The 25184-nt window shown below is 61.0% G+C and carries 18 protein-coding genes; 9 read left to right on the plus strand and 9 right to left on the minus strand.

Features of this window, described 5'->3' with window-relative positions; genetic code table 11:
- Nucleotides 1-140: 140 nt before the first annotated feature.
- Both AEQ67_RS02410 and AEQ67_RS02415 read left to right on the plus strand, forming a co-directional pair.
- The gene (locus AEQ67_RS02410; protein WP_059402293.1) at nucleotides 141-1037 is read left to right on the plus strand and encodes an AraC family transcriptional regulator; all 897 of its coding nucleotides are present in this window, start codon (nucleotides 141-143) and stop codon (nucleotides 1035-1037) included.
- A gap of 20 nt (nucleotides 1038-1057) precedes the next feature.
- Nucleotides 1058-1384, plus strand: coding sequence for an NIPSNAP family protein (locus AEQ67_RS02415; RefSeq protein WP_059402294.1), 327 nt, complete (start codon nucleotides 1058-1060; stop codon nucleotides 1382-1384).
- 8 nt (nucleotides 1385-1392) lie between these two features.
- Here the strand turns inward: AEQ67_RS02415 and AEQ67_RS02420 are convergent, their stop codons facing one another.
- From AEQ67_RS02420 to speB, 5 genes are all read right to left on the minus strand, one after another.
- Nucleotides 1393-1851 carry a GNAT family N-acetyltransferase gene (locus AEQ67_RS02420; protein ID WP_059402295.1) on the minus strand — a complete coding sequence of 153 codons (459 nt, stop codon included), beginning with the start codon at nucleotides 1849-1851 and terminating at the stop codon, nucleotides 1393-1395.
- A gap of 146 nt (nucleotides 1852-1997) precedes the next feature.
- A complete protein-coding gene (betA, locus tag AEQ67_RS02425) occupies nucleotides 1998-3686 on the minus strand; it encodes a choline dehydrogenase (RefSeq protein WP_059402296.1) in 1689 nt (562 codons plus the stop codon).
- Nucleotides 3687-3688: 2 nt separating this feature from the next.
- The gene (locus AEQ67_RS02430; RefSeq protein WP_059402297.1) at nucleotides 3689-5257 is read right to left on the minus strand and encodes a purine-cytosine permease family protein; all 1569 of its coding nucleotides are present in this window, start codon (nucleotides 5255-5257) and stop codon (nucleotides 3689-3691) included.
- A gap of 228 nt (nucleotides 5258-5485) precedes the next feature.
- Nucleotides 5486-6994: an aldehyde dehydrogenase family protein gene (locus AEQ67_RS02435; RefSeq protein ID WP_059402298.1), complete on the minus strand. Its 1509-nt coding sequence runs from the start codon at nucleotides 6992-6994 to the stop codon at nucleotides 5486-5488.
- Nucleotides 6995-7060: 66 nt separating this feature from the next.
- Nucleotides 7061-8059: an agmatinase gene (gene speB, locus AEQ67_RS02440; protein ID WP_059402299.1), complete on the minus strand. Its 999-nt coding sequence runs from the start codon at nucleotides 8057-8059 to the stop codon at nucleotides 7061-7063.
- A 151-nt stretch (nucleotides 8060-8210) separates the two neighbouring features.
- Here speB and AEQ67_RS02445 point away from each other — a divergent pair, with 151 nt between their 5' ends.
- The 7 genes from AEQ67_RS02445 to AEQ67_RS02475 all read left to right on the plus strand — a co-directional run bounded on the left by AEQ67_RS02445 (nucleotide 8211) and on the right by AEQ67_RS02475 (nucleotide 18457).
- Nucleotides 8211-9125, plus strand: a complete 915-nt coding sequence (locus tag AEQ67_RS02445) for a LysR family transcriptional regulator (protein ID WP_059402300.1) — start codon at nucleotides 8211-8213, stop codon at nucleotides 9123-9125.
- Between the two features lie 56 nt (nucleotides 9126-9181).
- Nucleotides 9182-10690 carry a sigma-54-dependent transcriptional regulator gene (locus AEQ67_RS02450; protein WP_059402301.1) on the plus strand — a complete coding sequence of 503 codons (1509 nt, stop codon included), beginning with the start codon at nucleotides 9182-9184 and terminating at the stop codon, nucleotides 10688-10690.
- 426 nt (nucleotides 10691-11116) lie between these two features.
- Entirely contained in the window at nucleotides 11117-11494 is a 378-nt protein-coding gene (gene gcvH, locus AEQ67_RS02455; RefSeq protein ID WP_059402302.1) for a glycine cleavage system protein GcvH, read from the plus strand.
- A 10-nt stretch (nucleotides 11495-11504) separates the two neighbouring features.
- On the plus strand, nucleotides 11505-14354 hold the full coding sequence (gene gcvP / locus AEQ67_RS02460) for an aminomethyl-transferring glycine dehydrogenase (RefSeq protein ID WP_059402303.1): 2850 nt from the start codon (nucleotides 11505-11507) through the stop codon (nucleotides 14352-14354).
- 156 nt (nucleotides 14355-14510) lie between these two features.
- Complete coding sequence (gene glyA, locus AEQ67_RS02465) at nucleotides 14511-15767, plus strand: serine hydroxymethyltransferase (protein WP_059402304.1); 1257 nt, start codon at nucleotides 14511-14513, stop codon at nucleotides 15765-15767.
- Nucleotides 15768-16021: 254 nt separating this feature from the next.
- The gene (gene lipA, locus AEQ67_RS02470) at nucleotides 16022-17011 is read left to right on the plus strand and encodes a lipoyl synthase (RefSeq protein ID WP_059402305.1); all 990 of its coding nucleotides are present in this window, start codon (nucleotides 16022-16024) and stop codon (nucleotides 17009-17011) included.
- A gap of 30 nt (nucleotides 17012-17041) precedes the next feature.
- The gene (locus AEQ67_RS02475) at nucleotides 17042-18457 is read left to right on the plus strand and encodes a M15 family metallopeptidase (RefSeq protein WP_059402306.1); all 1416 of its coding nucleotides are present in this window, start codon (nucleotides 17042-17044) and stop codon (nucleotides 18455-18457) included.
- Nucleotides 18458-18829: 372 nt separating this feature from the next.
- Here the strand turns inward: AEQ67_RS02475 and AEQ67_RS02480 are convergent, their stop codons facing one another.
- The 4 genes from AEQ67_RS02480 to AEQ67_RS02495 all read right to left on the minus strand — a co-directional run bounded on the left by AEQ67_RS02480 (nucleotide 18830) and on the right by AEQ67_RS02495 (nucleotide 24766).
- On the minus strand, nucleotides 18830-20242 hold the full coding sequence (locus AEQ67_RS02480) for a purine-cytosine permease family protein (protein ID WP_059402307.1): 1413 nt from the start codon (nucleotides 20240-20242) through the stop codon (nucleotides 18830-18832).
- A 50-nt stretch (nucleotides 20243-20292) separates the two neighbouring features.
- Entirely contained in the window at nucleotides 20293-21033 is a 741-nt protein-coding gene (locus AEQ67_RS02485; protein WP_059402308.1) for a TorF family putative porin, read from the minus strand.
- Between the two features lie 112 nt (nucleotides 21034-21145).
- Nucleotides 21146-22888: an amidohydrolase gene (locus tag AEQ67_RS02490; RefSeq protein ID WP_059402309.1), complete on the minus strand. Its 1743-nt coding sequence runs from the start codon at nucleotides 22886-22888 to the stop codon at nucleotides 21146-21148.
- An 18-nt stretch (nucleotides 22889-22906) separates the two neighbouring features.
- Nucleotides 22907-24766, minus strand: a complete 1860-nt coding sequence (locus tag AEQ67_RS02495; RefSeq protein WP_059402310.1) for an amidohydrolase — start codon at nucleotides 24764-24766, stop codon at nucleotides 22907-22909.
- Nucleotides 24767-25184 lie beyond the last annotated feature (418 nt).

Below are 25184 nucleotides of genomic sequence, written 5' to 3' on the forward strand. Positions count from 1 at the left end.
GGTCGCTTACAAGAAATATCACGCTACGCCATGGCGCCCTGAAGGAGCGTTGTCTACCATCGGCGAGCACTTCATCCTATGGCCGCGCCCTGCTCGACTTTTGCCAGGACGTACAGAGTCTTTACCCCGGCGTCTCTATCATGGATATCCTGTCCGAATTCTTCGAACGCACGAACCTCCAGGGTCGCTTGTTCTTCGCTGGCCAGGTGGAAGGTACGCTGGTGCTCGACAAGCCACCGGGCATGGCATTTATCCACGTCATCAGCCAGGGCGGTATCGACATGGTCCAGCCAGGGCTCCCGAAAATTTCAATCACCGAGCCGAGCGTGCTGTTTTGCCCCAGCAGCTGCCGCTACCAGTTGCGCTCCAGTTCGGTACAGGGCACGGAGCTGATTTGCGCCTCGTTCCAGTTCGGGCGCAACTCGCTGCAACCCTTCCCGCTGGGCCTCAAGGAAACGCTGGTGTTTGCGTTCAGCGAACTGGAAAACCTCGGGCCCGTGATCGCTTCACTGGTCGGCGAATTCCAGGATCAGGCGCCCGGCCGAACCAAGGCGCTCAACCTGCTGCTCGAATACATTTTCGTGGTGTTGGTGCGGCGCTCGGTCATCGAGCGCAAGATTTCCAGCGGCTTGCTCTACGCCCTCCAGGACGGACGCCTCGGCGCAGTATTCACCCGGATCCACGAGGAACCCGAGGCGCTGTGGACCGTCGAGAAACTGGCGAGCCTGGCGCACATGTCGAGGTCGAAATTTTCGGCGTGCTTCACCCGGATCATGGAAATATCACCGATGGGCTACGTCACTGCCTGGCGGATGAAAGTGGCCCGGGACATGCTGCGCGACGGTGTGCAAATCAAGGTGATCGCCGCGTCGGTGGGCTACAGCTCGCAAGCGTCGTTCTCCCGAACCTTCCTCAATGTGGTGGGCTCGCCACCAGCCGAATGGCTCAAGCGCGACGTCAGTGGTGAAGATGCTCCTCAGCTGACGGCGCGGGTATTGCGAGACCTGCCAGACGATTCAATCCCTGAAAACCCGTAACCCTGTGAGAGAGAAAACAGATGGTCACTTGCTACCTGAAATACGTACTCGACCCGTTCAAACTCGAAGCGTTTGAACACTACGGCAAGCTGTGGATTCCACTCGTGGAAAAATTTGGCGGCCAGCATCACGGCTACTTCCTGCCGTCCGAGGGTGCCAACAACATTGCGCTGGCGATGTTTACTTTCCCCAGCCTGGCGGCCTACGAAAGTTATCGCCAACAGTCGGCGAACGACCCGGAGTGCATCGCCGCTTTCAAGTACGCAGAAGAAACCCGCTGCATCCTCAGCTATGAGCGCAGCTTCTTCCGGCCGGTGTTCGGTGCCCAAGGAAATCAGACGATGTGAGCGCTGGATCAGCGTTGTTTCAAATCGAGGCAATAGGTGAAGTAACCCGTATCGCGCACGTACCCCAAGGACTCGTACAAGCGTTGCGCGCCGTAATTATCCGTCGCCGTTTCCAGCGTTATGCCCTTGGCGCCGGTCAATAGCGCAACGTCGCGGGCCGTATTCATCAACAGCGTCCCGACGCCCTTGCCTCGGGCGTCGGGTGCTGTGAACAAGTCACCGAGCAGCCAGGTGCGGTGCGCTTCGATGGAGGAAAAGGTCGGGAACAATTGCACGAAACCCAGTGCTTCGCCGCTGGCGTCCTCGGCGTAGAAAATCACCGATTCGTCCCGGGCGATGCGCTCGGCGATGAAGTCGCGGGACTGAGGCAGGTTCGATGGCTGGCCGTAGAAGCCTCGATAGGCGTCGAACAGGCTGGCGATTTTGTCGAGGTGGGAGGCGTCGGCGCGCAGGGCCAGGATAGCCATGAGGGTGCTCCATTGCGGTCTCAAGGATTTACAGCCTAGCAAAGGATCAAAAGATCGCAGCCTCGTTTCACTCGACAGCTCCTACAGGGTTTCCATTTCTCTGTAGGAGCTGTCGAGTGAAACGAGGCTGCGATCTTTTCGTAGAGTCAAACCCGCACATTACGCCCCGGCGACGTTGAGCGCTGGCTGTTCTCCCAGTTCTCGACCAGCCCCACCGGCGCATCGGACGCCGGCAGCATGCTGCGTCCAAGCACCAGATCGGAGGCCCGCTCGGCGAGCATGATCGTCGGTGCATTGAGGTTGCCGTTCGGCTCAGTCGGGAACACCGAAGAATCGATCACCCGCAACCCGGCGATGCCATGCACCCGCAGCTCGGAATCCACCACCGCCATGTCGTCCTCGCCCATACGGCACGAACCACAAGGGTGGTAAGTGCTCTCCAGGTTTTCACGGACGAAGGCGTCGATTTCTTCATCGCTGTTCACCAGTGACCCCGGTGCAATTTCGCCGTCGCGGAAACGGTCCATCGCCTTCTGGCCGATGATCTCGCGGGTCAGGCGAATGCAGCGGCGGAAGCCTTCGCGGTCCTCTTCCCGTTGCAAGTAGTTGAACTGGATTTCCGGATGCTCGTAAGGATCAGCCGAGCGCACGCGCACATGGCCACGGCTTTTTGGTTTGTTCGGCCCGGTGAGCACCATGAAGCCATGGCCCTTGATCGGTTTATTGCCGTCGTAACGCATGGCTGCCGGCAGAAAGTGAAACTGAATGTCCGGCCAGCGCAGGCCCTTGTCCGAGCGGATGAAACCACCGGCCTCGAAGTGGTTGGTGGCGCCGAGCCCGTCCTTGAACAACAGCCAGCGCAGGCCGATCAACAGCTTGCTCAGCGGGTCCATTTTGCTGTTGAGCGTCACTGGTTCCTTGCAGCCGAACTGAATGTACACCTCGGCGTGATCCTGCAGGTTCTCCCCTACTCCCGGCAGGTCATGACGCACGCCAATCCCGGCTTTGCGCAGCACCGCAGCCGGACCGATGCCGGAGCGTTGCAGCAGGTGCGGCGAACCGATGGGCCCGGACGATATGAGCACTTCCCGGTTGCAATAGACCTGGTGGGTCTGACCTTCGTGGTCATAGATGATGCCCACCGCACGTTTGCCTTCGAGGATGACCTGACGGGTCATCGCGTGGGTGATCACTGTCAGGTTCGGACGGCCCATGGCCGGGCGCAGATACGCGTTAGCGGTGGAACAGCGCACGCCATTCTTCACCGTCATGTGCATGGCACCGAAACCTTCCTGCATGAAACCGTTGCAGTCGTCGGTCTTGATGTAGCCCGCTTCGGCGCCGGCTTCGACCCAGGCCCCGTACAGCGGGTTCTTCATGTGGTTGCCGTTGGTGGTGTGCAGCGGCCCGGTTTGCCCGCGATAGTTGTCACCACCCGACTCGTAGCTCTCGGCCCGTTTGAAGTACGGCAGGCAATTGCGATAACCCCAACCCTGCGCGCCGAGGGATTCCCACTCGTCGAAGTCATAGGCATGGCCACGGATGTAGACCAGGCCATTGATCGACGACGAGCCGCCCAGCACCTTGCCTCGCGGACAGTGGATGCGCCGGCCGTTGAGGAACGGCTCCGGCTCGGTCTCGTAGCGCCAGTTGTACTTCTTGGTGTTCATCGGGATCGAGAACGCACTGGGCATCTGAATCACCACACTGCGGTCGCTGCCACCGAATTCCAGGACCAGGACCGAAGTGGCCGGGTCTTCGCTCAAGCGGTTGGCCAACACACAACCCGCCGAGCCGGCACCGATGATGATGTAGTCGTATTTTTGCGTATTCATGATTATCTCCGGACCGTCGATTCGTTGAAAACGTGCAATGAAGGCAGGGTTAACTTGTCGCCGGTGGTGTATTGCGGGCAGGTCTTTTCGATGTCCTGGATGACGGTTTCTTCACGTTTGAGATCGATCGAGCGGCTGAACCAGTAGTACACCAGCCCCGACACGATCAGCCCGACCAGCCAGGCGATGTCGATACTGCCGAGCGCTTTGGCCAGCGGGCCGACATACACCTCGCGCTGCTCGACGCCGTCGTAGATGTAGAAGAACGGGATCATCGAGATGAAGCCGATGGCGTACGCCGCGATGCCGCGCAGGCCCCAGCTGCCGTAGATGTTGCCGTGGGGCATGAAGAAGTGCGGGATGGCGTAGCGACCTTTGCGGACGAAGAAGTAGTCGGTCAGGTTGACCGAGGTCCAGGGCACCAGGAAGTACAGCATCACCACCAGATAAATGCCCAACACCGACAAGCCTTTACCCGAACTCTGGATGCTCAGGGCTACGCCCAGTTGCAGCAGGATCACGAAACCGATGGCCAAGATGCGCGCCTTGCGGGTCGGTTCGATGTGCTTGATGGAATCGACGCAGGTCAGCGTGGTCAGCTTGGCGCTGTAGATGTTCATCGCGATCACCGGCAGGAACGCCAGGATCGTCACGACTACCACGGCGGTGCCCATCAGCGGCGACACGGTATTGCCCACTTGCCCGAGGGCCACCAGCACGTCAGTGGAATGCAGGTGATCGGCCAGCCAGCCGCCTACGGAAATCATCCACGCGCCGGACAACGAGGCACCGAGGAAGACCACTGCAATCAGCTTGCCGCTGGAAGTGTTTTTCGGCAGGTAGCGCGAGTAGTCGGAGACATACGGGGCGTACGCGATGTTGTAGCTCGCCGCCGCCGCGAACTGGGCGATGAAACCGGTCCAGTTGAAACCCAACGGCGCCGGGGCCACTTCACCTTCCGCCAGTGCCGGCAGCACCGCATCGGGCACCCAGCCCATCACCACCGCCAAGGTCACCAGGCCGTACAGCGGCAGCGACAGGTAAAGCGCCCATTTGAAACTGCGGTGCATCCAGTCATGGCCAAGGATCGCCAGCACCGCCGCCGGTATAGTCACGGCCACCGCGATCACGGCGGGGTTGAAGCCGAAGAGCGTGTGCAGCCCTTGCATCATCAACACCAGGTTGACGATGTTGAAACCGGCGAACACAAACAGCGTTGCCAGCAGCACCAGGATCACACCGCGATAGCCGAACTGCGCGCGGGACTGGATCATCTGCGGCAGGCCCAGGTGTGGGCCTTGCGAACCGTGAAAGGCCATGAACAGCGTGCCGAACATGATGCCCAGCGTGCCGGCGAGTGTGGTCCAGAGCGCGGTCAGGCCGACGCTTGGGCCGACGAAGCCGATGGTCATGGTAAAGAAGGTGAAGTTGCCGAGGAACCAGAACGGGCCCTGGCTCGACAGTTTGTCGGTGCGCTCGTTTTCCGGGATGAAGTCAATCGAATGGCTTTCGACGACGGGTTTGTCATCGAGGACCGACACGCTCGGGGCTGACTTGGCGTTAGTGTTCATGATGGTCTCTTATTGTTGGAAGATCATGACGAGGTAACAGCATTCTTTTGGGTGAACGACGCCCCTTTGCCTCCTTGCCGTTCCAATGTCTTCAACCGCCGAAACCGTTTTTCTGTAGGAGCGAAGCTTGCTCGCGAATGCGGCGGATCAGCTGACATCAATATTGGATGTGCCGGCCTCTTCGCGAGCAAGCTTCGCTCCTACAAAGGCCGGGCGGTGTTCACCCGTTCAAGGCAACGTGATCCAGACTGCTTTGGTTTCGAGCAGGTAATCGAGCTGCTCTGCGCCCAGGTCCTTGCCGAATCCGGACTGTTTGTAGCCGCCGAACGGCATCGACGGGTCGAGGGTGCCGTGGGCGTTGACGTAGACCGAACCCGCTTTCAGCCGGGGAATCAGGCTGTGCACTTTCCCAAGGTCATTGGAATACAGTGCAGCGGCCAGGCCGTAGGGCGAATCATTGGCCAGGGCCAGGGCCTCTTCCTCATCGTCGAACGCTGCGGTGACCAGCACCGGGCCAAAGATCTCTTCCTGGACGATGCGCATGTCGTTGCGGCAATGGGCGAAAATGGTCGGCTCGACGAAGAAACCGGGACCTTCGACTGGCTGGCCGCCGTAGACCAGTTCGGCACCTTCCTGCTTGCCGGTTTCGATGTACTCGGTCACGCGCTGCTTTTGCAGGGCCGAGACCAGCGGGCCGATGAAGCAGTCTGGGTCCAGGCCCGGTGCCATTTTCAAGGTGCGCGTGTAGGCGATCAGCTCGCGGAGGAATTCGTCGTAGACGCTGCGATGAATATAGGCCCGCGTGCCGGCGTCGCACACCTGGCCAGAGTTGAAGAACACGCCATTGGCGACCGCTTGCGCAGCGGCCGGAATGTCGGCATCGGCCAGGACGATTACCGGTGATTTTCCTCCGAGTTCCAGCGTTAGTCGCTTCATTTCGTCCAGCGCAGCGCGTCCGACGGTGCGGCCGACCGGGGTCGAACCGGTGAAGGTCAGTTTGTCGATGCCGGGATGGGTGGCCATGGCCGCACCGACCACGCTGCCGCGCCCGGTGACGATGTTGATCACCCCGTCCGGAATGCCGGCTTCCTGCACCAGCTCGGCAAAACGCAAGGCCGACAGCGAGGTCAGTTCGGCGGGTTTAACCACCACGGTGCAACCGGTGGCCAGCGCAGCGCCAAGCTTCCAGGCCATGGTTTGCAGCGGGAAATTCCACGGCACGATGGCGCCCACCACACCCACCGCTTCCTTGCGTGTATAAGCCAGGTAATTGCCCGGCAGCGACGGCTCGACGGTGCGCCCATGAAGCTTGGTGGCCCAACCGGCGAAATAGCGCAGGGTATCGACCGTGCCCTGGATATCGACATCCTTGGCGAACGCCACGGACTTGCCCATGTCGATCGATTCGATTTCCGCCAGCTCAGCGGCGTTGGCTTCAATCAAGTCCGCCAGACGCTGGATCAGCCGTTCGCGTTCCGCCGGTTTCGCCTGGCGCCAGGCACCGCCGTCGAACTGTGCGCGGGCGGCTTGCACGGCGCGGTCCAGATCCTCGGTGGTGCCCATGGGAATGCGAGTGATCAGGCCTTCGGTAGAAGGTTCGATGACGTCGGAAGTCTGGCCGTCGCTGGCCTCGACAAAGGCCCCGCCAATGAACATTTTCTGGACCTTGCCGAGGAAAGTCTGGGTCGCTTCACAGACGCCGAATTTTTGCAGGTATTGCTTGACGATCGCGTCCATTTTTATTCTCTCTGCCCGGCGGTCAGTTCACACCGGGCACTGTGGTTTCGATGATCGAACCGGCATTCAGGCCGGGATGGTTTCGTTCTCGGCCGCACGTACCTTGGTCCGTTCGTGGAAGATGAAACCGATGCTGTTGAGCAGCAGTTGCGCCGCCAGAATCGAGGTCATGCCGGTCGGGTCATACACGGGCGCGACTTCCACCAGGTCCATGCCGACGATGTTGCCTTGGCTGCGTTTGGCCAGGGCCTGGATGATTTCCAGCACTTCGTAGTAGAGGAAGCCGCCATGGCTCGGCGTGCCGGTGCCGGGGGCGATGGACGGGTCGAAACCGTCAATGTCGATGGTGATGTAGTAGTTGATGTTTTGCGGAATCAACGCCAGCACACCTTCGACGCCAAGGCGGCGCACGTCGCGTACCGAAAGAATTTTCGAGCCCGCTGCATGGGCCGCTTCGTAGTCATCGCGGTTGGAAGAAGACACGTTGCGGATGCCCATCTGGGTCATGCCGACGATGTGGTTCATTTCCGAGGCGCGGCGCAGCGGGTTGCCGTGGCCGTAGCGAACGCCGTGGCGCTCGTCGACGAAATCCAGGTGCGCATCGAAGTGGATGATGTGGATCGGGCCGCGTCCCTCGAAGGCCTTGATCACCGGGGCGTGAACCGAGTGATCGCCGCCCAGTACCACTGGCATGACACCGGCATCGAGAATCTTGCGCACGGCGTATTCGGTGTTCTGGTTACTGGTGACCATGTCGGTGTGCACGATGTCGGCATCACCGACGTCGACCATGCGCACGTCGGCGGCGGTCAGGTACATGACGTCATCTTCGTGGTCGTAGGCGCCGGCATGACCGAAGGAAAACAGCGTCGATGCCTCACGAATGCCGCGTGGTCCGAAGCGTGCGCCGGAGCGCCATTGGGTGCCCATGTCGTTGGGCACGCCGAGGACCGCCACGTCCGCGTCCAGGGCATCCCAATCGGTGCAAACCGGGGATTTGCCAAAGGTGCAATGACCCACGAATGGCAGGTTCAGACGACCGGATTCATAACCGTTGTTGGACATTTCAAGCCTCTCCACTTTTTGTTTTCGGCTTGGCGGACTGCAAGGCGACCGCCGTTGGAGTGACTATGAGCGCAGGTTTTCGTGGAAAAAATGCTAAACATCAGATACTCATATCGGCATTACCGATGCATCCACACGCGGGAGGTCCAAGGTGATCCAGCTCCACGATGTCGATCTGAAACTGCTCAGGGTGTTTGCCACGATTGTCAGGTGCGGCGGGGTTTTCGCCGCGCCGGCGGGGGTGAGCGCCGGCCCGCCCACCACCACCGAACAAACGACCCCTCTGGAACCCCGCCTCGGGGTCAAACTCTGCCAACGCGGGCGCAGCGGCTTTCGCCTGACCGAGCAAGGCGTGGCGATTCATGAAGCCACCCAACGCCTGCTGTCGGCGGTGGAAAACTTCTGCATGGACGCCGACGTGCTCAAGCAGCACATCAGCGGCAAGCTCAATCTGGGGATCATCGACACCACCATCACCGACCCGGATTCGCCGATCCCGCGCACCACCCAGCGCTTCGTATCGCGCGGGCATGATGTGCACCTGAACGTGTATGTCGGCACCCCCGCCGAGCTGGAGGAACGCGTGCTCGACGGCCGCCTGCACCTGGCCATCGGGCATTTCCCGATCCATGTGCCGGGCCTGTTGCACTCACCGTTGTATCGAGAGGCCCTGGGACTGTATTGCGGGCGGCGCCATCCGCTGCATGGCAGCAAGGCCGAGGGTGGCGAACTGCTCGAAGAGATTGCCGCGAGCCGGATTGTCGTGCGCGGCTACATGCAGCAATACGACCTCGAACACCTGGGTGTGAGCAAAGCGGCGGCCACCGTCGACAACATCGAGGCGCTGGCGATCCTGATCATCTCGGGGGCTTATCTGGGCTTTCTGCCCGCGCACTTTGCCGCTCAGTGGATCAAGACCGGCGAGATGCACCAATTGGCGCCAGGCAGCTTGCAATTGATGTCGCCGTTCGATGTGATCACCCGCCGAGGCACGGCCCCCCCGCCGATCCTTCAGGCGTTCCTCGAAGACCTGGGCGCCAGTTCGCGCAAGGCCGGCAACACCTGACAGACACGAGTCGTGCCGGTCATACTCATTCAGTTCGCCAACTTTGCAGGCTACCTATGCGCATCCACGTCACCTTTATCGATCGCGTCGGCATCACCCAGGAAGTCCTGGCCCTGCTCGGTGGGCGCAGCTTCAATCTGGATGCGGTGGAGATGGTGCCGCCCAACGTTTACATCGATGCGCCGACACTCGGCGCCGATGTCCTGGAAGAACTGCGCGAAGCCTTTCTCGGGGTGAAGGGTGTGCAAGCGGTGACGATGGTCGACATCCTTCCGGGGCAGCGCCGCCGCCTGCAACTGGATGCTTTGCTGGCGGCCAGCACCGATCCGGTGCTGGCGGTGGATGGGCGCGGTCATGTGTTGCTGGCCAATCCGGCATTGATCGCATTGTGTGGGCGGGAACCGGCGGGGGAGTCGCTGACGGCGCTGTTCGATGATCCCGACTTGCAGCCCACATTGATCGAGCACAGTTTCCGCTTGCCCATGCATGAGGTCAGGCTCGGTGGCCAGACCTTGCTGCTCGATGCCATGCCGATCACCGATGCCGGCGCCCTGCTGACCTTGTACCAACCGAACCGCATCGGTGAACGCCTCTCGGCGCTGCACCACGACCACGCCGAAGGCTTCGATGCGCTGCTCGGCGAGTCGCCGCCGATCCGGGCGCTCAAGGCCCGCGCCCAACGCGTTGCAACGCTCGACGCACCGCTGCTGATACAGGGTGAAACCGGCACCGGCAAAGAACTGGTGGCCCGCGCTTGCCATGCGATCAGCACACGACGTGACGCACCGTTCCTCGCCCTGAACTGTGCGGCACTGCCGGAGAGCCTCGCCGAAAGCGAGCTGTTCGGCTACGCCCCTGGCGCCTTCACTGGCGCGCAACGGGGCGGCAAACTCGGCCTGCTGGAACTGGCCGATCAGGGCACGGTATTCCTCGACGAAGTCGGCGAAATGTCGCCGTACTTGCAGGCGAAATTACTGCGTTTTTTGAGCGATGGTTGCTTCCGCCGGGTCGGTGGCGACCGTGAGGTCAAGGTCAACGTGCGGATCCGCAGTGCGCCCCGCCGCGACCTGGAAAAAATGGTCAGCGAAGGCCATTTTCGCGAGGTCCTGTCCTACCGCCTCAACGTGCTCAACCTGCAAGTGCCGCCACTGCGCGAACGCGGTCACGATATTCTGTTGATGGCCAACCCCTTCATGCAGCAAGCCTGTGCGCAGATCCAGCGGCCGGTCTGTCGTCTGGCGCCGAGCACCTTTCCCGCACTGCTCGGCAACCGCTGGCCGGGCAATGTGCGGCAACTGCAAAACGTGATCTTCCGCGCGGCGGCCATTTGCGAAAATCCGTTGGTGGACATTGATGATCTGGACATCGCCCGGACCGCCGTAGAGCGCCAGAACGACGGCGAAGTCGGCAGTCTCGAAGAGGCCGTCGAAGGGTTTGAAAAGAGCCTGTTGCAACAGCTCTATCGCAGCTATCCCTCCAGCCGCTTACTGGCCGCCCGCCTGCAAACCTCCCACAGTGCCATCGCCATCCGGCTGCGCAAATACGGCATCCCCAACAAACAGTAAGGCGACAATTTCGCAGGCACTGTCGATCCCTGTGGGAGCGGGCTTGCCCGCGAAGGGGCCATGTCTGACAACATTTTTGTAACCTGACACACCGCAATCGCGGGCAAGCCCGCTCCCACAGGGTTTTTGCTATAGCCAAAATGACCTGTCTGCAAATCGATACATCGTATCGAAATCGAGACAAACCAATTCCGATGTGTTCGGCCCGGATCTGGCTCTCTAGTCGGCGCATGTCTGTATTGATTTCAATACGGGCGAGTTCTTTCGATTTGTCCAAAAACATTTCAAGCCATTGAATTTAAAAGATTAAGAAAAACTGGCACCACCCTTGCTATCTCCTCTCACGCCACGCTCGTTACCCAATACGAGCCTGTCCACCGCCATCCGCCACCTGCAGCGGATGAGTCAGAACAATGAGGAGTTGATATGAGCGAATTGCGTTTTACCGTCGATCACGAATGGCTGCGTCTCGAAAGCGATGGCTTGATCACCGTCGGCATCACCGCTTACGCCCAGCAAGCGCTGGGTGACGTGGTCTTCGTTCAGGTGCCTGAGTTACGCACGTTCGATGCGGGCGATGAAGTGGCGGTGCTGGAATCGGTGAAAGCCGCCAGCAGCGTGTACATGCCATTGGATGGCGAAGTGGTCGAGGTGAACTCCGCGCTGGAAAGCTCCCCCGAGTTGATCAACCAGGACGCGTTGGGTGAAGGCTGGTTTTTCCGCATGCGTCCCAACGACGTGACCGCACTGGACAGCTTGCTCGACCAGGCCGCTTACGAGCGCCTGACCCACGAAGACGCTTGAGGACTTCTGTATGACCGCCCTCCTCGACACCCGTAACGAATTCATCGCCCGCCACATCGGCCCGCGTGCCGGCGACGAACAAGCCATGCTCAACAGCCTCGGCTTCGACTCGCTGGAAGCCCTGAGCGCCAGCGTCATCCCGGACAGCATCAAGGGCACCAGCGTGCTGGGCCTGGAAGATGGTTTGAGCGAAGCCGATGCCCTGGCACTGATCAAGTCCATCGCCGGCAAAAACCAGCTGTTCAAGACCTACATCGGCCAGGGTTACTACGGCACGCACACGCCGTCGCCGATCCTGCGCAACCTGCTGGGAAACCCGGCCTGGTACACCGCCTACACCCCGTACCCACCGGACATCTCCCAGGGCCGTCTCGAAGCGCTGCTGAACTTCCAGACCCTGATCAGCGACCTGACCGGCCTGCCGATCGCCAACGCTTCCTTGCTCGACGAAGCCACCGCCGCTGCCGAAGCGATGACCTTCTGCAAACGCCTGAGCAAGAACAAGGGCAGCCACGCCTTCTTCGCCTCCGTGCATTGCCACCCGCAAACCCTCGACGTGCTGCGCACCCGTGCCGCGCCGCTGGGCATCGACGTGGTGGTTGGCGACGAACTCGAACTGACTGACGTGACGCCGTTCTTCGGCGCCCTGCTGCAGTACCCGGCGAGCAACGGTGACGTGTTTGATTACCGCGCACTGCCCGAACGCTCCCACGCGGCCAATGCGTTGGGGGCGGCCGCCGCCGACGTGCTGGCCCCGACCGTGTTGACCCCGCCGGGCGAATTCGGCGCCGACGTGGCCATCGGCAGCGCGCAGCGTTTGGGCGTGCCGCTGGGTTTTGGTGGCCCGCACGCCGCGTACTTCTCGACGAAAGATGCGTTCAAACGTGACATGCCGGGCCGTCTGGTCGGTGTTTCGGTGGACCGTTTCGGCAAGCCGGCCTTGCGCCTGGCGATGCAGACCCGCGAGCAACATATCCGCCGCGAGAAAGCCACGTCGAACATCTGCACCGCGCAAGTGCTGTTGGCCAATATCGCCAGCATGTACGCCGTCTACCACGGCCCGAAAGGCCTGACGCAGATCGCCAACCGCGTGCACCACCTGACCGCGATCCTGGCCCAAGGCCTGAAAGCGATCGGTCTGAACGTCGAACAAGAAAACTTCTTCGATACGCTGACGATCAACACCGGCGCCCACACAGCCAAGCTCCACGACCAGGCACGGGCGCAGCAGATCAACCTGCGCGTGATCGATGGCGAACGTCTGGGCCTGTCCCTCGACGAAACCACGTCGCAAGCGGATGTGGAAACCCTGTGGGCGCTGCTGGCCGACGGTAAAGCGCTGCCGGATTTCGCGGCATTGGCGACAACTGTTCAAAGCACAATCCCGGCCGAACTGGTTCGCCAATCGCCAATCCTCAGCCACCCGGTATTCAACCGTTACCACTCGGAAACCGAGCTGATGCGCTACCTGCGCAAGCTCGCCGACAAGGACCTGGCGCTGGATCGCACCATGATCCCGCTGGGTTCGTGCACCATGAAACTCAACGCCGCCAGCGAAATGATCCCGGTGACCTGGGCCGAATTCGGCGCCCTGCACCCGTTCGCCCCGGCCGCACAAAGCGCCGGTTACCAGCAACTGACCGACGAACTGGAAGCGATGCTCTGCGCCGCCACCGGTTACGACGCGATCAGCCTGCAACCGAACGCCGGTTCGCAAGGTGAATACGCCGGCCTCTTGGCGATCCGCGTCTATCACCAGAGCCGTGGCGAAGACCGTCGCGACATCTGCCTGATCCCGTCGTCGGCCCACGGCACCAACCCGGCCACCGCCAACATGGCCGGCATGCGCGTGGTCGTCACCGCCTGCGACGCCCGTGGCAACGTCGACATCGAAGACCTGCGTGCCAAAGCCATCGAGCACCGCGAACACCTCGCCGCGCTGATGATCACTTACCCGTCGACCCACGGCGTGTTCGAAGAAGGCATCCGCGAAATCTGCGGCATCATTCACGACCACGGCGGCCAGGTGTACATCGACGGCGCCAACATGAACGCGATGGTCGGCCTCTGTGCGCCGGGCAAGTTCGGCGGCGACGTGAGCCACTTGAACCTGCACAAAACCTTCTGCATCCCGCACGGCGGTGGCGGCCCGGGCGTTGGCCCGATTGGCGTGAAATCGCACCTGACGCCATTCCTGCCGGGCCACGCGCAAATGGACCGCAAGGAAGGCGCGGTCTGCGCCGCACCGTTCGGCAGCGCGAGCATTTTGCCGATCACCTGGATGTACATTCGGATGATGGGTGGCTCCGGTCTCAAACGTGCTTCGCAACTGGCGATCCTCAATGCCAACTACATTTCCCGGCGCCTCGAAGAGCATTACCCGGTGCTCTACACCGGCAGCAACGGCCTGGTGGCGCACGAATGCATCCTCGACCTGCGTCCACTGAAAGACAGCAGCGGCATCAGCGTCGATGACGTCGCCAAGCGCCTGATCGACTTCGGTTTCCACGCCCCGACCATGTCGTTCCCGGTGGCCGGCACCTTGATGATCGAGCCGACCGAAAGCGAATCCAAAGAAGAACTGGACCGCTTCTGCGACGCCATGATCCGCATCCGCGAAGAAATCCGCGCGGTGGAAAACGGCACGCTGGACAAGGACGACAACCCGCTGAAAAACGCCCCGCACACCGCGGCGGAAATCGTTGGCGAGTGGACGCATCCGTACAGCCGTGAGCAAGCGGTTTACCCGTTGGAGACCTTGATCGACGCCAAATACTGGCCTCCTGTGGGCCGCGTCGACAACGTGTTCGGTGATCGCAACCTGATCTGCGCCTGCCCTTCAATCGCCGACTACGCCTAACAACACACCCCAAACAACCCCCATCCCCGTAGGAGCTGTCGAGTGAAACGAGGCTGCGATCTTTTGATCTGGCTTTTTAAAAGATCAAAAGATCGCAGCCTCGTTTCACTCGACAGCTCCTACAGGGGAATATCAGCCCCTACAGAGGATTTCACCATGTTCAGCAAACACGACCAGATCAAAGGCTACGACGACGAACTGCTGGCGGCGATCAACGCCGAAGACGCGCGGCAAGAGCACCACATCGAATTGATCGCTTCGGAAAACTACACCAGCCAACGCGTCATGGAAGCGCAAGGCAGCGGCCTGACCAACAAGTACGCCGAAGGCTATCCGGGCAAGCGGTATTACGGCGGCTGCGAACACGTCGATGTGGTTGAGCAACTGGCCATCGACCGCGCCAAACAACTGTTCGGCGCCGACTACGCCAACGTCCAGCCACACTCCGGTAGCCAGGCCAACGCGGCGGTTTACCTGGCATTGCTGCAGGCTGGCGACACTGTGCTGGGCATGAGCCTAGCCCACGGCGGCCACCTGACCCACGGCGCCAAGGTCAGTTTTTCCGGCAAACTCTACAACGCGGTGCAGTACGGCATCGACACCGTGACCGGGTTGATCGATTACGACGAAGTCGAGCGCCTGGCGGTTGAGCACCAACCGAAGATGATCATCGCCGGTTTCTCCGCCTACTCGAAGACTCTGGATTTCCCCCGCTTCCGTCAAATCGCTGACAAAGTCGGCGCTTACCTGTTTGTCGACATGGCCCACGTTGCCGGGCTGGTGGCCACCGGTTTGTACCCGAACCCGATCCCGTTTGCCGACGTGGTCACCACCACAACTCACAAAACCCTGCGCGGCCCACGCGGTGGCCTGATCCTGGCCAAGGCCAATCCGGAACTGGAGAAAAAACTCAACGCCGCGGTGTTCCCCGGTGGCCAGGGCGGGCCGCTGATGCACGTGATCGCCGCCAAAGCCGTGTGCTTTAAAGAAGCGCTCGAACCGGCGTTCAAGACCTATCAGGCGCAAGTCATCCGCAACGCCCAGGCGATGGCCAAGGTCTTTATCGACCGTGGTTACGACGTGGTGTCCGGCGGCACTGATAACCACCTGTTCCTGGTCAGCCTGATTCGTCAGGGCCTCACCGGCAAAGACGCCGACGCCGCTCTCGGCCGTGCCGGCATCACCGTGAACAAGAACTCCGTGCCCAACGACCCGCAATCGCCGTTCGTGACCTCGGGTCTGCGCATCGGCACGCCGGCGATCACCAGCCGTGGTTTCAAGGAAGCCCAGAGCATCGAGCTGGCAGGCTGGGTCTGCGACATCCTCGATCACCTTGGCGATGCCGATGTCGAGGCGCACGTCGCCCGCCAGGCTGCGGCGATGTGCTCTGACTTCCCCGTCTACCGCGACTGATGCAACGCCTACCTTGGCGTTCGGTTCTGTAGCAGCTGTTCGGTTCTGTAGCAGCTGTCGAGCCTGCGAGGCTGCGTTCGGCTGCGAAGCAGTCGTGAAATCAGACGATGCGGTGTGTCAGTAAAACCTCGCACTCAGGTTTTACGACTGCTTCGCAGCCGAACGCAGCCTCGCAGGCTCGACAGCTGCTACAGAGCCGAACGCAGGCTCGACAGCTGCTACAGGGGCCGTTGCTTGCATAAAAGGAAAAGTATATGAGCACAGTTGTGGAAGCACCCGGCAAAAGCCCGGTAAAAATAGAAGTCGGCACCAAACTGCGCGGCGCGGAAAAGGTCGCGCGGATTCCGGTCAAGATCATCCCCACCGATGAGTTCCCACGTAAACCCGACTGGATTCGGGTGCGCATCCCGGTTTCCCCGGAAGTCGACCGCATCAAGGCGCTGTTGCGCAAACACAAGCTGCACAGCGTTTGCGAAGAAGCGTCCTGCCCGAACCTCGGCGAGTGCTTCTCCGGCGGCACCGCGACGTTCATGATCATGGGCGACATCTGCACCCGTCGCTGCCCGTTCTGCGACGTCGGCCATGGTCGTCCGAAACCACTGGACGTCAACGAACCGCAAAGCCTGGCCATTGCCATCGCCGACCTGAAACTCAAGTACGTGGTGATCACCTCGGTTGACCGCGATGACCTGCGCGACGGCGGTGCCCAGCACTTTGCCGACTGCATCCGCGAGATCCGCAAGCTGTCGCCGAACGTGCAGCTCGAAACCCTGGTCCCGGACTACCGTGGGCGCATGGACGTCGCGCTGGAAATCACCGCCGCCGAGCCGCCGGATGTGTTCAACCACAACCTGGAAACCGTGCCGCGTCTGTATAAGGCTGCGCGCCCGGGTTCGGACTACCAGTGGTCGCTGACCCTGCTGCAACGCTTCAAGCAGATGATGCCGCACATTCCAACCAAATCCGGCCTGATGCTGGGCCTGGGCGAGAACGACGAAGAAGTCATCGACGTCATGCAGCGCATGCGCGAACACGACATCGACATGCTGACCCTCGGCCAGTACCTGCAACCGTCGCGCAGCCACTTGCCGGTCCAGCGTTTCGTGCACCCGGACGTGTTCGCCTGGTTCGCCGAGGAAGGTTACAAGATGGGCTTCAAGAACGTCGCCTCCGGGCCGCTGGTGCGCTCGTCCTACCATGCCGACCAACAACTGCATGGCAGCCAAGCGGGTTTGAAGCCATGATGACGCATTCGTCTTTTCTGGAAGCCTCGCATGCGCCTTCTGTGCAAATTCCTCTACCTGAGCCTGATCATGCCGTGCCTCGCCAGCGCCGAGCCACGGCCCGGGCACATGGTGTATTTGCGTACGGTTGATCCGAGTATCGAGCAAGACATCCGCTATGCCGGCGCCCACAACTTCACCGGGCACCCACTCGACGGTTACGCGGCGCCGGAATGCCTGTTGTCGCAGGAGGCCGCCAAAGCACTGGCTCGGGTACAAACGGCATTGCGCAGCGAAGGCTACGGTTTGAAGGTGTTCGACTGCTATCGCCCCAGTCGTGCCGTTGCGGACATGGGCCGCTTCGCGAACGAGCCGGGGGACCCGCTGAAAGGCGAGTTCTATCCGCGCCTGGACAAGAAAGACTTCTGGCGCCTGGGGTATGTGGCACGGGTTTCCAATCACTCCAAGGGCGGCACTGTCGACCTGACACTGACCGGTCCGGACGCCCTGCCCGCCGACACCTGGACGCCGTCCGCCAAGCCTGTCGATTGCACCGCGCCTTATGGCCAGCGTTGGCATGACGGCGCGCTCGATATGGGCACCGGCTTCGATTGCTTCGATGAACCGGCGCATACCGACAACCCGACGATCATCGCGGTCGCCCGGCAAAATCGCCAGATACTCAGCAGCGCCATGGAAAAACAAGGCTTTGTCGGGTACTCGAAGGAGTGGTGGCACTTCACCTACACCCGCGACGAGACGCTGAACAACGTCATGGATTTCCCCATCACCCCGCTGGCGGCCAGCGGTGTTCTCGACACCAGCAACCAGCTGATCGTGGTCACCAGCAAAAACTGGACTGACACCCAAGGAACCGCCCAGCGCTACGTGCGCCAAGGGAACCGTTTTGAAAAATACCAGGCCTCGTTTCCGGTGGTGCTGGGCAAGAACGGACTGGCCTGGGGCAAGGGTTTGACCCGCGTTGATCAGCGCGAAGGCCCGCTCAAACGTGAAGGCGATGGCAAAGCACCGGCCGGGATTTTCAAACTGGGAACGGCTTTCGGGTATGACAGTTTGGCCGACACCAAACTGCCTTACCTCGCGCTGACCTCCACCACCGAATGCGTGGATGACAGCCAGTCCAAACGCTACAACGAGCTGGTCGACGGGGCGACAACAGCAAAGGACTGGAACAGCTCCGAACACATGCGCGGCATGGATGAGCTGTATCGAAAAGGCATCGTCATCGAACACAACATGCCAGCCTCGCCCGCTTCAGGCTCATGCATTTTCATGCACATCTGGCGTAGCCCCACCTCCCCGACGCTCGGCTGCACCGCCATGAATCAAGCGGACATCAGCCGTTTGTTCAGTTGGCTCGACCCGCGCCAATCCCCTCTGCTGATTCAACTGCCCGAGCAGGAATACGAGCAGTTGCGCGAAAGCTGGAACCTCCCCGAACGTTGATACACAGCTTTCGCTGGCAAGCCAGCTCCTACAAAAGACCGCAATCCCCCCGTAGGAGCTGGCTTGCCAGCGAAGAGGCCCTGACCTTCACCACACCTTCCACTGAATAAATGCAGCGCCCGAGCGATTGCTTTCGCTGGCAAGCCAGCTCCTACAAAAGACCGCAACCCTCCGTAGGAGCTGGCTTGCCAGCGAAGAGGCCCTAATCTTCACCACACCCTTCGCTGAATAAATGCAGCGCCCGAGCGATTGCTTTCGCTGGCAAGCCAGCTCCTACAAGAGACCGCAATCCCCTGTAGGAGCTGGCTTGCCAGCGAAGAGGCCCTGAGCGTCACCACTCCTTCCACTGAATAATCGAAACGCTGGTGTGGGTTATGCCTTTGAACCCCGCTCAACCGACACCGCAAGCGCTGAATTCCTGGCCAGCCCGTAATAGAGAATGCCTGGCACCACCAGCCCGACGATCCAGGAAATATCCACCCCGCCAAGCTGCGCAACCATCGGCCCGGAGTAAAAGTGCGTGTCGACAAAGGGCAACTGGATCAACACGCCGATGACATACACGCTGATCCCCAGCACGTTCCAGCGACCATAACGACCGGCCGGATCGGACAGCGCCGGGATGTCATACCGCTCTTTGTTGATGAAGTAGTAATCCACCAGGTTGATTGCGCTCCACGGCGTGAAGAAGGTCAGCAGGAACAGGATGAAATACTTGAAGCTGTTCAGAAACGAGTATTGCCCCAGCAACGCCAGCGTGGTCGATGCCGCGACAATCAGCAGCACAAACAGCATGCGCTGCCTCGCGGTTATTTCCAGACGACTGCGAAAGCCGCTGATGATGGTGGCCACGCACATGAAGCTGCCATAGGCGTTTAGCGTGGACACCGTGACCTTGCCGAACACCACGCTCAAATACAGCAGCGAAGCCATCATGCCGGTACTGCCCAAGCCGACAATCGTCGCCACCTCATGACCACGAAAATTCGCCCCCGCCAGTGCAGCGGCGAACACCCCGAGCACCATCGATGCCTGGGCGCCCAGCACCGTGCCGAGACCAACAGCGGTGAAGGTTTTCCAGGACGAGGTCTTGCTCGGCAAGTAGCGTGAGTAGTCGGCCACATAAGGACCAAAGGCGATCTGCCAGGACGCAGACAGCGACACCGCCAGCAAGAAAGTGCTCCAGCCGAAGTGGCGATTTTCCAGTAACAGGCCGATATCGTTGAGGGTCATCAGCCGGGTAAACAGGTACGAGAAGGCAATGATCCCCAACACGCTGGCCACCCTTCCCACCAGGTGAATCACCCGATAACCGAAGATCGTCAGAAACGTGATGCAGGCCGCGAAAATCAGGATGCCGGTGCTGTCGCTGACGTGGATCAGCTGCGCAATCGCCTGCCCCGACAGCACCGCGCCGGTAGCGCTGAAGCCGAGGTACATCAGGCACACCAACACAATCGGGATCGCCGCTCCATAGACGCCGAATTGCACCCGGCTGGAGATCATCTGCGGCAAGCCAAGCTTCGGCCCTTGCGCCGCGTGCAGGGCAACCACCGCGCCGCCGAGCACTTGGCCGATCAGCAAGCCGATCAGCGACCAGAACACATCACCGCCCAGCACCACGGCCAACGCCCCGGTGACTATTGCGGTGATTTGCAGGTTGGCGCCGAGCCACAGGGTGAACTGGCTGTAGAGGCTGCCGTGACGCTCGGCCTCGGGAATGTAATCGATCGATCGGGTCTCGATCAGGGGACTGCGTTGCGGACTATCGCTGACCTTGGTCATTGCGCTGTTTTCCTGTGAGGAACTGATTTTTATGGTCGGGGCTTGAACGCTTAGAAGGTCTTGGTGGCGCTGGCAACCACAGTCGCGGTACACAGATCACCGTAGCCATACCAGCCCGCGCATTCGCTTTTCGACAGGTCGGTATCGATGTAGCTGAGGCCCCAGGTCACGCCGACGAAATCGCGGGTCAGCTTGGCTTCCCACTCGTAATAAGACTCGCGGTTATCGCCGTTGGTGGACCAGTACGCCGGGTCCTTGACATCGCCGCGCCCCACGCGCAGGTCCAGGCCGAGTTCGGCCGGCAAGGCGATCTTGTAGCTGAGGTAGGTGTAGAGGGTGTCCTGGTCTTCGCCGAAAACGTTCGGCGTATCGTTCGAGTAATACGCACCGAGCTTCACGCCATAGACGTCGAGGATGGCGTAGACCTCACTCAGGTTGAACTGGCTTTCTTTGGGATAGCTGTACTTGATGTAGCCCAGGTCAAGGCTGATCGCGTCAGTCGCCTGCCAGTAGTAGCCCGCGTAGTATTCAAGCTCCTGGCGAGTCTTGAATTCGCCGCCGAAATCGACATTCGAGGTCCAGGCGCCGATGTACAGGCCACTGCTGTGCACCAGCGTAGCTCCGGCCTGAACCGCCGGATCCCCGAGGGTTTGCGAAATGCCGCGGGTGCGATAGTCGCTGACCGCCGCCAGGCTCATGTCGAGGCTGAAATCGTCGTTGAGGGGTAATGCTTGCGTGGTCAAAGGCGCCAATACCAACGTGGCCAGGGTGAAGAGTGCGCGTGTGTTCATACCAATCTCTTATTGTTATGGAGGTGCAGGGGAATGTCGGGCATGGCGATGCAGAGCCCCTCGCAGCACGAGGGGCCAGGCATTTTTCTCGGGTGCTGCGGTGGGGTAATCGTCAGGACGCGGGCGCGTAGACCTCTTTGCCGGCGAAGAAGGTTTTCAGGACTTTGGTGTCGAACAGTTCGTCGTCGCTGACCTTGAATACATCGCGGTCGAGGATGATCAGGTCGGCCTGTTTGCCCGGTGCCAGCGAGCCAATCTGCTGCTCCAGCCGCAGGGCTTTCGCGGCATTCAAGGTGTAGGCGTAGAACATGCTCTGGCGGTCGATGCTTTCCTTGGCATTCAGCACACCCAGCGGCCCTTTGCGGGTGTGCGCCTGAGCAATGGCGTTCCACGGATTGGGGCTGGACACCGGCCAGTCACTGCCACCGGCGATGACTGCGCCAGCGTTATGCAGGGACCTGGCGGGATACTGGTAACCGTAGGCAAACGCGCTGATATAGGGTTTGACCAATTCGACGGTGTACGTCTCGCCGGTGGCCCACAACAGCTGCATGGAGGCAATCACCCCCAGTTGCTTGAAGCGCGCAAACTCCTTGGGGTTGACCAGTTGCAGGTGGCTGATGCTATGGGCCACCGGTGTCGGATTGAGTTTGCGCGCATAGGCAAAACCATTGAGCGACTCACGCACCGCGCGGTCACCGACCGCGTGCATGTGCACGATCCAGTCGCGCTTCTCCGCCGCCACCACCAATTCACCGAAGTGCGCAGGGTCGATCAGCAGTTGACCGTTTTTATGGCTGTTCTTGAAGGGCACGATGACCGCAGCGGTCTGCCCCGGAAACTCGAGAACGCCGTCAGCGAACACCTTGATCCCGGGAAAGCTCAGGTTGGGTACGCCCTCGAATTTCTTCATGACCTTGGCCAACACTTCCAGGTCGGCCGGTCGGCTTTTCGGGTTGGCCAGCAGCAGAGCGGCGACGTGGGCGCTGAGTTCGCCCTTCTCGGCCAGTTCACGGTACAGCGGCAGGACGCCGTAGCTCTGCTCGGTGGCCTGGAAATCGAACAGCGAATCGCCACTGCCGGCATTCGCCGCCGCGTCCATCCAGGCGGTGACCCCATATTGATTGTTGACCCTTACCGCCTCGCGGGCGGCTTTCAACATGACCTCTTCGCTGGGCGCGGGGATCTGGCTGCGCACCTGATCCCAGCGCGACTCGGCGAAATAGCCGTTGGGGGTGAAATCCTTGTCGTGCCCCACATAGCTGCGATCCTGTTCAGACAGGCCTTTAACCAGCGCCGCGTCGATCTTCAGACGCTTGAGCATGGCGTTGTTGGCCCATCCGGTGTGACCGTCAATCCCGCTGAGCACCACCGGTTGATCCACCCAGCGGCCCTGATTGAAGCGCTGGCCGAGCTCACGGCTTTTGTCCCAATAGGCCGAACTCACCCCGGCAATGCTGATCACATCACCGGCGCGCGCACGACCCGCCTGATCCTGCTCGATGATCCATTGCTCAAGTTCCGGCAAGGGCTTTTCTTCGTCCAGCAAATTGGCGCCCATGCTGTCGAATGCCGCCACCACCGGGTGGCTATGGCTATCGATCATGCCCGGCATCAGCACTTTGCCCGCCAGATCGATCCGTTGCGTTTGTGCGTCAGCCAACGCGTTGATGTCGGCGTTGCTGCCCACTTTAAGAATCTTGCCGTCTTGCACCGCCACCGCTTGAACCAGCCCTTGGCCGGGTTCGGCGGTGAATACTTTGCCGTTGAACAATACCAGGTCAGCGGCGGCCATGGCGTGCACCGAAGACAACGCCAGGGCTGCGGCCAACAAGTTGGGGATAAATCGCTGCATGGGAAAGCTCTCTTGTTTTTATTGGGCTGGACGGGAGACGGATGCCTGAGTTGCTTGCAGGCCAACGAACGGCGCCTTGGCCCACACGACCTTGCCGCCCACCACGGTCAGCAGCACTTCATTTCGCGCCAGTTCTTGCTCGGGAACTTGCATGAAGTTCTTGTCGAGGACGATCAAGTCGGCGAACTTGCCGACCTCGACCGAGCCGACCACCGCGTCGAGTTTCAGTTGCTCGGCGGCATTCATAGTGATGGTGCGCAGCACGTCGGTACGTGACAGCGCCGGATCGGCATTCAGCCTGCCGGCATACTTGGGTCCATAGCTGTGCGGGTTCAGCGGATCGCCCGAGCGGGTGACGCCGACCTTGAGTGCAAGGAATTCGTCGAGCGGGTCGACGGGCCAGTCGCTGCCATACGCCACCCGGCCACCGGCGCGGGCGATGCTGCCCGACGGTTCCATGCGGGCAAACCGCGCAGGCCCGAGATGATCGCTGGTGCCGTCGACCGTGGACGGTGCCTGCTGCGCCCACTGAAAGGACATGTTGGCGGTCACGTCGAGCGCCTTGAAGCGCGGATAGTCGGCGGGGTCTACCGACTCGTTGTGAGTGATAGTCGGGCGAAAGCCATTGCCGGGCAGTTGCTGGCGCACGTATTCGATGCCGTTCAACGAGTCACGCACCGCGCGGTCGCCAGTGGCGTGAAGGTGCGGGTCGAGGCCGGCCTGCACGGCTTTGAGCAGCAGCGGATTGAGCACTTGCGGCGGGAAGTACAGCTCACCTTTGTTCTTGCCGGGCGCCCAGTGTGGCGCCTTATCGGTTCCGGCATTGTGCAGGTACGGCGTCAACATGGCCCCGGTGTCGGCCGGCGCGTTGATGATGCCATCCATGAACAATTTGACGTGGCGCATGCTCACACCCGGCGCGACCTTGGCGTCGCCCTGATCGTAAGTGTTGGCCAGTGCCTTGGCCTCGGCGATGGTTTTGTCCGGGTCGGCAGCGGCGGCGGCCGGATCGAGTTTGATCGCCAGCAACGCCCGAGCGGTCAGCTCGCCCGACTGCTGCAGGCTGGTAAAGGCTTTGCCCGTTTCCGGCCCCGACAAGGCATCGAAGAAGCTGGTGATGCCTTGCTGGCGCATGGCGTCGAGCGCCGCGCGTGTCTGGTTGAGTTTCTCGGCGTCGGTGGCGGGCGGCACCACGGCCGCCATGGTTTCGGCTGCGCCGTCTTCGCAAATACCAGTCGGGTCGCCGGCGCTGTCGCGGGCGTACTTGCCATCACTTGGGTTGGGCGTGTGCTTGTTGATGCCGGCCACCGCCAGGCCGCGCGAGTTGGTCAGTATGGTGTGGAAGTCGGTGGAACGGACCTGAATCGGCCGCTTGGTTTTCAAGGCGTCGAGGGTGGATTTGTCGGGATCGCCGTCGAGGCCGGTCATGCCCATGCGGTCCCAACTGCCGACTTCGAGCCAGACGTCGTCGCCCTTGTCCTTGTCCGCATCGAGACAGGCCTGGATGGATTCCTGGAAAACCTTGCGGGTCATGGTCTGGTATTTCAGGTCGCACAAGGTCATGGCGCGGCCGCCGTCGCCCGGGTGCATGTGCGCGTCGATGAAGCCCGGCATCAACATGCGCCCGGCCAGATCGATCAGTTGCGTCTGCGTGCCGATGTACGAGGCAACCCCGTCATCGTTGCCTACATAAACGATCTTGCCGCCCGTGATGGCGATCGCCTGCTGCACGGAATTCTTGCCGTCGACGGTGTACACATAGCCGTTGCGCAGCACCATGTCGGCGGCGGTCGACGCGTGTGTCTGACACCCCACCAGCGCCACACAGGACAATGCCGATGCGGTGGTTACGGCGATAAATAGCCTGGAAAGTTTCACCTGCCTCACCTCTGTTTTTATAGTTTTGAAGTGGCCCGAACAGACTGCCGTGCAAGCCCTGTTATGCAGGGCACACGATATAGAGCGCAGCACAAATACGGACCTCCACAAATGAGGAGGGGTAAGGCAAATACCGACCGTCGACGGCTGCGTTCGGCCCCTGTAGGAGCTGTCGAGCCTGCGAGGCTGCGTTCGGCTCTGTAGCAGCTGTCGAGCTTGCGAGGCTGCGATCGGCTCTGTAGCAGCTGTCGAGCTTGCGAGGCTGCGTTCGGCTCTGTAGCAGCTGTCGAGCCAGAGTGTGCAAAAACTGATTCCAACATCGTCGACGCGTAGCGCCGACGATGTTTGGCTGGCTGATTGCTCCTAAAGCGTTCTTCGTAGCTCCAGTCCGTTCTCAAGGCCGCTAGTAATGCTTTAC

The sequence above is a fragment of the Pseudomonas sp. RIT-PI-q genome, from assembly GCF_001297125.1.
GTDB lineage: Bacteria > Pseudomonadota > Gammaproteobacteria > Pseudomonadales > Pseudomonadaceae > Aquipseudomonas.

Bases quoted from the DNA above. Each gene is read 5' to 3' on its own strand.
- AEQ67_RS02410 (WP_059402293.1), top strand. From the start codon at position 141: ATGGATATCCTGTCCGAATTCTTCGAACGCACGAACCTCCAGGGTCGC.
- AEQ67_RS02415 (WP_059402294.1), top strand. From the start codon at position 1,058: ATGGTCACTTGCTACCTGAAATACGTACTCGACCCGTTCAAACTCGAA.
- AEQ67_RS02420 (WP_059402295.1), bottom strand. From the start codon at position 1,851: ATGGCTATCCTGGCCCTGCGCGCCGACGCCTCCCACCTCGACAAAATC.
- betA (WP_059402296.1), bottom strand. From the start codon at position 3,686: ATGAATACGCAAAAATACGACTACATCATCATCGGTGCCGGCTCGGCG.
- AEQ67_RS02430 (WP_059402297.1), bottom strand. From the start codon at position 5,257: ATGAACACTAACGCCAAGTCAGCCCCGAGCGTGTCGGTCCTCGATGAC.
- AEQ67_RS02435 (WP_059402298.1), bottom strand. From the start codon at position 6,994: ATGGACGCGATCGTCAAGCAATACCTGCAAAAATTCGGCGTCTGTGAA.
- speB (WP_059402299.1), bottom strand. From the start codon at position 8,059: ATGTCCAACAACGGTTATGAATCCGGTCGTCTGAACCTGCCATTCGTG.
- AEQ67_RS02450 (WP_059402301.1), top strand. From the start codon at position 9,182: ATGCGCATCCACGTCACCTTTATCGATCGCGTCGGCATCACCCAGGAA.
- gcvH (WP_059402302.1), top strand. From the start codon at position 11,117: ATGAGCGAATTGCGTTTTACCGTCGATCACGAATGGCTGCGTCTCGAA.
- gcvP (WP_059402303.1), top strand. From the start codon at position 11,505: ATGACCGCCCTCCTCGACACCCGTAACGAATTCATCGCCCGCCACATC.
- glyA (WP_059402304.1), top strand. From the start codon at position 14,511: ATGTTCAGCAAACACGACCAGATCAAAGGCTACGACGACGAACTGCTG.
- lipA (WP_059402305.1), top strand. From the start codon at position 16,022: ATGAGCACAGTTGTGGAAGCACCCGGCAAAAGCCCGGTAAAAATAGAA.
- AEQ67_RS02475 (WP_059402306.1), top strand. From the start codon at position 17,042: ATGCGCCTTCTGTGCAAATTCCTCTACCTGAGCCTGATCATGCCGTGC.
- AEQ67_RS02480 (WP_059402307.1), bottom strand. From the start codon at position 20,242: ATGACCAAGGTCAGCGATAGTCCGCAACGCAGTCCCCTGATCGAGACC.
- AEQ67_RS02485 (WP_059402308.1), bottom strand. From the start codon at position 21,033: ATGAACACACGCGCACTCTTCACCCTGGCCACGTTGGTATTGGCGCCT.
- AEQ67_RS02490 (WP_059402309.1), bottom strand. From the start codon at position 22,888: ATGCAGCGATTTATCCCCAACTTGTTGGCCGCAGCCCTGGCGTTGTCT.